Below are 6,465 nucleotides of genomic sequence, written 5' to 3'. Positions count from 1 at the left end.
GACCATGATCCGGCGACGGGGGACGCGTGGCGGGCGGGCGCCGCACCGGCGGTGGCGGCGGCTCCTCGGCCCGGGCGTGGCGCGGCCCCGCCGGACGCGGCGGCACCGGCGGCGGCACCTGGGCACGACGGCGGCCGCCACCACCGCGCGGGGGAAGCGGCGGGGGAAGCTCACGACTCACGAACGGCCCTCCCGAGCCAGGTAGGCGGAGCGGCCGTCCAGCCAGCCCTGCAGGATCTCCACCGCGGCGGCCTGATCGACCACCGCACGCTGCTTGCGTCCCTTGACGCCTCGCTGAGAGAGCATGCGGGCAGCGCTGACCGTGGTCAAGCGTTCATCCGTCAGCCGCACCGGAACCGGCGCGATCCGTCCGGCGAGCCGGTCGGCGTAGTCGACCGCGATCTCCGCGGCCGTCCCGTGGCGGCCCGCGAGCGTCCTGGGCAACCCGACGATCACCTCCACCACCTCGTGCTCGGCGACGAGCCCGGCAAGCGAATCCAAGTCACTGTCGCTGCGCGCATCACGCGACAGGGTAACCAGTGGGGTCGCGAGCATCGGGGCGGGATCACTGAGCGCGACACCGACGCGGACGGAACCCACGTCGACGGCAAGACGGCGACCGGCTCCGGGATCGTGCTCCCCGGGCCGGTCGGCCTCACGCTGGGTCACCCTCGCGCGAGGGCGTCGCGGAGCGCGCCGATGGCCTGATCGACACCCGCGGGGTTGGTGCCGCCGCCCTGGGCCATGTCCGGCTTGCCGCCGCCCCGGCCGCCCACGGCCGGGCCGAAGGCCGGCACCAGCTTGCCCGCCGCGAAGCCCTTGTCCCGTGCGGCGGCGGTGGTGGCCACCACGAAGGCGACCTTCTCGCCCTGGGGCGCGAACAGCGCCACCACACCGGGACGCACGCCCAGGCGGTTGCGCACCTCCATGGCGAGCGCACGCAGGCCGTTGGCGTCGACCTCGCCGTCCACCCGCTCCGCGACCAGTGCGACACCGTCCACGTCCTGGGCCTTGTCCGCCAGCGAACCGGCCGAGCCCAGCACCTGCTGCGTGCGCAGCTGCTCGATCTCCTTCTCCGCGTTGCGCAACCGCGCGAGCACGTCGTCGACGCGGCCGGGCAGCTCGGCGGTGGGCACCTTGAGCGTGCTCGCCAGCTGCGAGACCAGCAGTTGCTCCTTGCGGACGTGCTTGAGCGCGTCCTGACCGACCAGCGCCTCGACCCGGTGCACCCCGGAACCGATCGAGGAGTCGCCGACCAGCTTCACCAGGCCGAGCTCGCCGATCCGGCCGACGTGGGTGCCACCGCAGAGCTCGCGGGAGTAGTCGCCCATGTCGACCACCCGGACGTCGTTGCCGTACTTCTCGCCGAACAGCGCGACCGCGCCGAGTTCGAGCGCCTTGTCCTTGGTGGTGACGTAGGTTTCCACCTCGACGTTGGTCAGCAGGTAGTCGTTGACCTCCTCCTCGACCTCGGTGAGCAGGTCGGCGGAGACCGGGCCGGGAGTGGTGAAGTCGAACCGCATGCGGCCCGGCGAGTTGAGCGAACCGGCCTGCGCGGCACGGCGGCCGTAGGCGCCGCGCACCGCGGCGTGCACCAAGTGGGTCGCCGAGTGCGAGCGGGCGATGGCGGCACGGCGGTACGCGTCGACCGATCCCGTCACCGCCGTGTCGACCCCGATCTCGCCTGAAGTCACCTCGACGCGGTGCACCCACAGGCCCGGCACGATCTTCTGGACGTCGTAGACCTTCGCCTCGCCGCCCGAGGCGATCAGCACACCGGTGTCGGCGACCTGGCCACCGCTTTCGGCGTAGAAGGGAGTGCGGTCGAGGATCAGCTCGGCCTTGTCGCCCACCTTGACGCTGCCGACCGCGGCACCGTCCTTGAGCAGCGCGAGGACCTTGGCGTCGGCCTGCAGATCCGTGTAGCCGAGGAAGCCGGTCTCGCCGTGCCGCTCCAGCAGCTGCCGGTAGACCGACAGGTCACCGTGGCCCTTCTTGCGGGCGGCCGCGTCGGCCTTGGCGCGCTGGCGCTGCTCCTCCATGAGGGTGCGGAAGCCCCCCTCGTCCACCGACAGGCCCTGCTCCTCGGCCATCTCCAGGGTCAGGTCGATCGGGAAGCCGTAGGTGTCGTGCAACTGGAACGCCTTGTCTCCGGCCAGAATCGTGCCGCCGGACTTCTTCGTCTCCTCCGCGGCCAGGTCGAAGATCTTCGAACCGCTGGTCAGGGTGGCGAGGAACGCCTCCTCCTCGACCCGCATGACCTCACTGATCCGGTCGAAGTCGCGGGCGATCTCCGGGTACGAAGGGGCCATCGCGTCGCGGACCACCTTCGCGAACTCCGGCAGCACCGGCTCGTGCACGCCGAGCAGGCGCACCGAGCGGACGATGCGGCGCAGCAGGCGGCGCAGCACGTACCCGCGCGCCTCGTTGCCCGGGGTCACGCCGTCGCCGATCAGCATCACGCCGGAGCGGGCGTGGTCGGCGATGACCCGGAAGCGGACGTCGTCGGCATGGTCGGCCCCGTAGCGGCGGCCGGAGAACTCCTCGGCCTTGCCGATGACCGGCCGCACCAGGTCGGTCTCGTAGACGTTCTCCACGCCCTGCAGCAGGTACGCGACGCGCTCGACACCCATGCCGGTGTCGATGTTCTTCGCGGGCAGCTCGCCCACGATGGGGAAGTCCCGCTTGCCGTGGCCCTCACCACGGATGTTCTGCATGAAGACCAGGTTCCAGATCTCCAGGTACCGGTCCTCGTCGACCACGGGGCCGCCGTCGCGGCCGAATTTGGCGCCGCGGTCGTAGTAGATCTCCGAGCTCGGCCCGCACGGCCCGGGCACGCCCATCGACCAGAAGTTGTCCTCCATGCCGCGCGCCTGGATGCGCTCCGACGGGATGCCCGCGACCTTGCGCCACAGTCCCGCGGCCTCGGAGTCGTCCTCGTAGACGGTCACCCAGATGCGGTCCGGGTCGAAGCCGAACCCACCGTCGGCCTGGGACTTGGTGATCAGCTCCCAGGCGTGCTCGATGGCGCCTTCCTTGAAGTAGTCGCCGAAGGAGAAGTTCCCGGCCATCTGGAAGAACGTGTTGTGCCGGGTGGTCTTGCCGACCTCGTCGATGTCACCGGTGCGCACGCACTTCTGGATGCTGGTGGCCCGCGGGTACGGGGGCGGGACCTCGCCGAGGAAGTACGGCTTGAACTGCACCATGCCCGCGTTGACGAACAGCAGCGTCGGGTCGTCGAGGATCAGCGACGCGCTGGGGACGGGGGTGTGGCCGCGGCTTTCGAAGTGGTCGAGGAAGCGCTTGTTGATTTCGTGTGTTTCCACTGGATCTTTCCTTGGGGGAGGGCGGCAGGCGCGCGAGCGCCGCGCCTTGGGTTCGGAGTGCGGCGACGGCGGAGAGCGCGACGCGCCCGCGTCAGCTCTCCGCCCGGCGCGCTCGCGCCGGACGGGTCCGGGCGCTGTGCCTGCCCTCGGCCCGCTTCGCGGGCACTCCGGACCGCTGTTCCACCATCTCGCGTAACTCCTGCTCGCGCTCGCTCATCCCGGCGCGGATGTCCGCCCCGAACGAGCCGATGGCGCCCGCCAGCTCCTGCAAGGCGTCGCCGAGGTTCGAGGCCAACCCGGCGGGTGTGGCCTGGCGAGCGGTTCTGCTCGCCTTGCGGGTCGCCGCGACTCCGGCCGCGACACCCACCCCCAGCCAGAATAGCCGCTTCATGACTTGGCGCCCCTCCGGCCGCGACGCGAGTGCCTGCCGTCCGCGCCGGCCTTGGCCTTGCGGCGGGCGCGGATGGCCTTGCTCACCCCGTAGGAGAACGCCGCCGTCTTGACCAGCGGGCTGCCCAGTGTCGCGGTGAACACCGACGACAGCGCCGACACGTTGCCGGTGACCGCCTGGGCGTTCGCGGTGATCCCGTCCACCCGCTCGAGCTGGGCGTTGACGTGGGTGATCGTGTCGTTCGCCCCGATCAGCAACGGGTCGGCGTTCTCGTGCGCCTTGCGGATCGCGATCGTGGCCTCGTCCAGTGTCCGGCCCAGCTTGAGCAGCGGGATCGCGAGCAGCAGCACCAGCAGCACGAATGCACCCGCGGCGATCAGTGCGGCGATCTGCCCTGCCGACACGGTCCCTCCTCTTTGTCCAGCGGCTGAATGCCGGTCAGGCTACCGTGTGTCGCCGCGCGGGGCCGTTCCGGCCCGCCCGGTGGGCGATCTTGGCGCAGAACGGCCTCTCAGCGCGCGCCGTAGTAGAGGGCGGCCATGTCCTCCTCGGCGTATCCGGCCTCCACGGCGGCCTCCAGGTGGGCCAGCGCGGCGCGCGCACTGGCCAGGTCGACCTTGCCGTTCCCGGCCTCCAGCACCAGCCTGGCGTCCTTGGCGGCGTGCTTGACCGCGAAGCTCAGCGGGAACTTCCTGTCGATCATCGCGCCGCCCTTGAGATGGGCGTACGGCACGTCCAGGCTGCCGCCGCCGATCGCTTCGAGGAACAACTTCGGGTCCACGCCGAGCGCCTCGGCCAGCCCCACGCTCTCCGCGGTCGCGTTGGTCAGCGCCAGCACCCAGGCGTTCGCGACGAGCTTGAGCCTGCTGCCCGCCCCGGCGGGCCCGACCCACATCGTGCGGGAGCCCACGGCGTCGAACACCGGGGCACACCGGTGGCGCAGCTGCTCCGGGCCGGAGGCCAGCACGACCAGCTTTCCCTCTTCGGCCGGTTGTTTCGTGCCGAGCACCGGAGCGTCGACGAAGGACAGCCCGTCGCGCTCGGCGAGTTTCGCGAGCCGGGCCGTCCAGTCCAGGCCGACCGTGCTCATCTGCAGCCACACCGTGCCGCCCCGTGCCGCGCTGCCCGCCTTCTTCATGACCTGCTCGACGGTGGGGCCGTCGGCGAGCATGGTGAGCACGAAGGCGGCGCCCCGCACCGCCTCTTCCGGGGTGTCGCACACCTGCGCCCCCTGCCCGGCCAGCGGCTCGGCCTTGTCCCGGCTGCGGTTGAACGCCCGCACCCCGAACCCGGCGGCGAGCAGGTTCGCCGCCATCGGCCGCCCCATGATCCCGGTCCCGAGCACGGCCACCGTGTCCTTCGTCCTCGGCTCGTTCATCGGCTCGTTCATCGGCTCGTTCCTCGGCTCGTTCATCGCTGCTCCTCGCCCCTGGTCCGTTCCCGCACGGCAGGTACCCCGGGCGGGCCGCGGGCAATCCCGCTGTGCCGATCCGGGCGGTTCGCCCCCGGATGTTCGGTTTCCCGGCCGGTCCGCGTTCAGGTTGCGTTCGCTTTTCCCGGCGATCGTTCGCCCATGCCCCGACTTTCCCGACGACGCCTGCTGGGCGTCTCCGGTGCCGCGCTCGCCGGCTCCCTGCTCCCCCCGTCCCTGCACGCCGCGATGGCCCAGCCGATGCCCAAGGGCGGCCTGGACGCGGTCGAACACGTCATCGTCCTGATGCAGGAGAACCGCTCGTTCGACCACTACTTCGGCTCCCTGCGGGGCGCGCGCGGTTTCGGTGACGCGCATCCGCTGGACCTGCGCGGCGGCGGGCCGGTGTTCGCCCAGCCCAAGCCCGGCGGCGGCAGCGTGCTGCCGTTCTCCCTGCGCGAAGAGGCCCGGCGGGAGGGCCGCGGCCCCGGCGACATCCAGTACCTCGGCGCGCTCGACCACAGCTGGACCGGCACCGGCGCGGCCTGGGCCCGGGGCTGGAACGACGGGTGGATCGCGGCGAAGGGCGCGGCCACCATGACCTTCTACGACCGCACCGACATCCCGCTGCAGTACGAACTCGCCGACACCTTCACCCTGTGCGACGCCTACCACTGCTCGATCTTCGGGTCCACCAACCCGAACCGGAACTTCCTGTGGACCGGGACCGTCGGCCGCGAGCCGCTGACCGGCCTGCGCGCCGTCACCAACGCGGCCTACAGCTACGACCACCCCGGCTACGACTGGACGACCTATCCGGAACGCCTGGAGCAGGCCGGCGTTCCGTGGCAGATCTACCAGGAGTGGGACAACTTCACCGACAACGCCGTCGAGTACTTCAAGCCCTTCAAGAAGATCGGCAAGAAGATGCTGGCCTCGGTGGAGGGGGGTTTCCGCACCACCGAGGAGTTCTACGACAAGCTCTTCGGCCGCACCGCCGAAGAGCAGCAGAAGCTGCTCCGCCAGCTCGATGCCGGACGCGCGCTGCTCAGCCCCGCCGAACGGAGCCTGTTCGACCGCGCGATGTACCGCAGCGAGCCGGGCACGCTGGTGAGCAGGCTGCGGGCCGACATCGCCGGGCGCCGCCTGCCCGCGGTCAGCTGGCTGGTGCCCTCCGCCGCCGACTCCGAGCACCCCGGCTCGTCCACCCCGGTGGGCAGCGCGAGGCTCATCTACGACGTGCTGGACGCGATCGCCTCGGACCCGCACACCTGGTCGAAGACCGTGCTGCTGATCAACTTCGACGAGAACGACGGCTACTTCGACCACGTCCCGCC

The 6,465-nt window shown here is 71.3% G+C and carries 6 protein-coding genes and 1 pseudogene; 1 reads left to right on the top strand and 6 read right to left on the bottom strand.

The window, feature by feature from the left end; translation table 11 throughout:
* The 6 genes and pseudogenes from FNH05_RS38940 to FNH05_RS28875 form a co-directional block, all read right to left on the bottom strand.
* Positions 1-181 (bottom strand): annotated as a pseudogene (locus FNH05_RS38940) (hypothetical protein); the annotation flags it as partial.
* The gene (gene ruvX, locus FNH05_RS28895) at positions 178-669 is read right to left on the bottom strand and encodes a Holliday junction resolvase RuvX (RefSeq protein WP_144592010.1); all 492 of its coding nucleotides are present in this window, start codon (positions 667-669) and stop codon (positions 178-180) included. The pseudogene FNH05_RS38940 and the gene ruvX, both read right to left, overlap by 4 nt.
* A complete protein-coding gene (gene alaS, locus FNH05_RS28890; RefSeq protein WP_144592009.1) occupies positions 666-3,326 on the bottom strand; it encodes an alanine--tRNA ligase in 2,661 nt (886 codons plus the stop codon). The genes ruvX and alaS overlap by 4 nt, the downstream gene beginning before the upstream one ends.
* Positions 3,327-3,417: 91 nt before the next feature.
* Positions 3,418-3,717, bottom strand: a complete 300-nt coding sequence (locus FNH05_RS28885) for a hypothetical protein (RefSeq protein WP_144592008.1) — start codon at positions 3,715-3,717, stop codon at positions 3,418-3,420.
* A complete protein-coding gene (locus tag FNH05_RS28880; RefSeq protein ID WP_144592007.1) occupies positions 3,714-4,121 on the bottom strand; it encodes a DUF948 domain-containing protein in 408 nt (135 codons plus the stop codon). Before FNH05_RS28880 ends, FNH05_RS28885 begins: the two co-directional genes overlap by 4 nt.
* 107 nt (positions 4,122-4,228) lie before the next feature.
* Complete coding sequence (locus FNH05_RS28875; protein WP_246127998.1) at positions 4,229-5,131, bottom strand: NAD(P)-dependent oxidoreductase; 903 nt, start codon at positions 5,129-5,131, stop codon at positions 4,229-4,231.
* Positions 5,132-5,290: 159 nt separating this feature from the next.
* On the opposite strand from FNH05_RS28875, the gene FNH05_RS28870 reads away from it, so the two are divergent.
* Positions 5,291-6,465, top strand: a 1,175-nt coding sequence (locus tag FNH05_RS28870; RefSeq protein ID WP_281287642.1) for an alkaline phosphatase family protein, incomplete at its 3' end; no start/stop codon positions are given.

The organism is Amycolatopsis rhizosphaerae (assembly GCF_007713715.1).
GTDB classification, from domain to species: domain Bacteria; phylum Actinomycetota; class Actinomycetes; order Mycobacteriales; family Pseudonocardiaceae; genus Amycolatopsis_E; species Amycolatopsis_E rhizosphaerae.
Note: the sequence above shows the minus strand (reverse complement) of the source record. Positions and strands in the feature narration are given on the sequence as shown.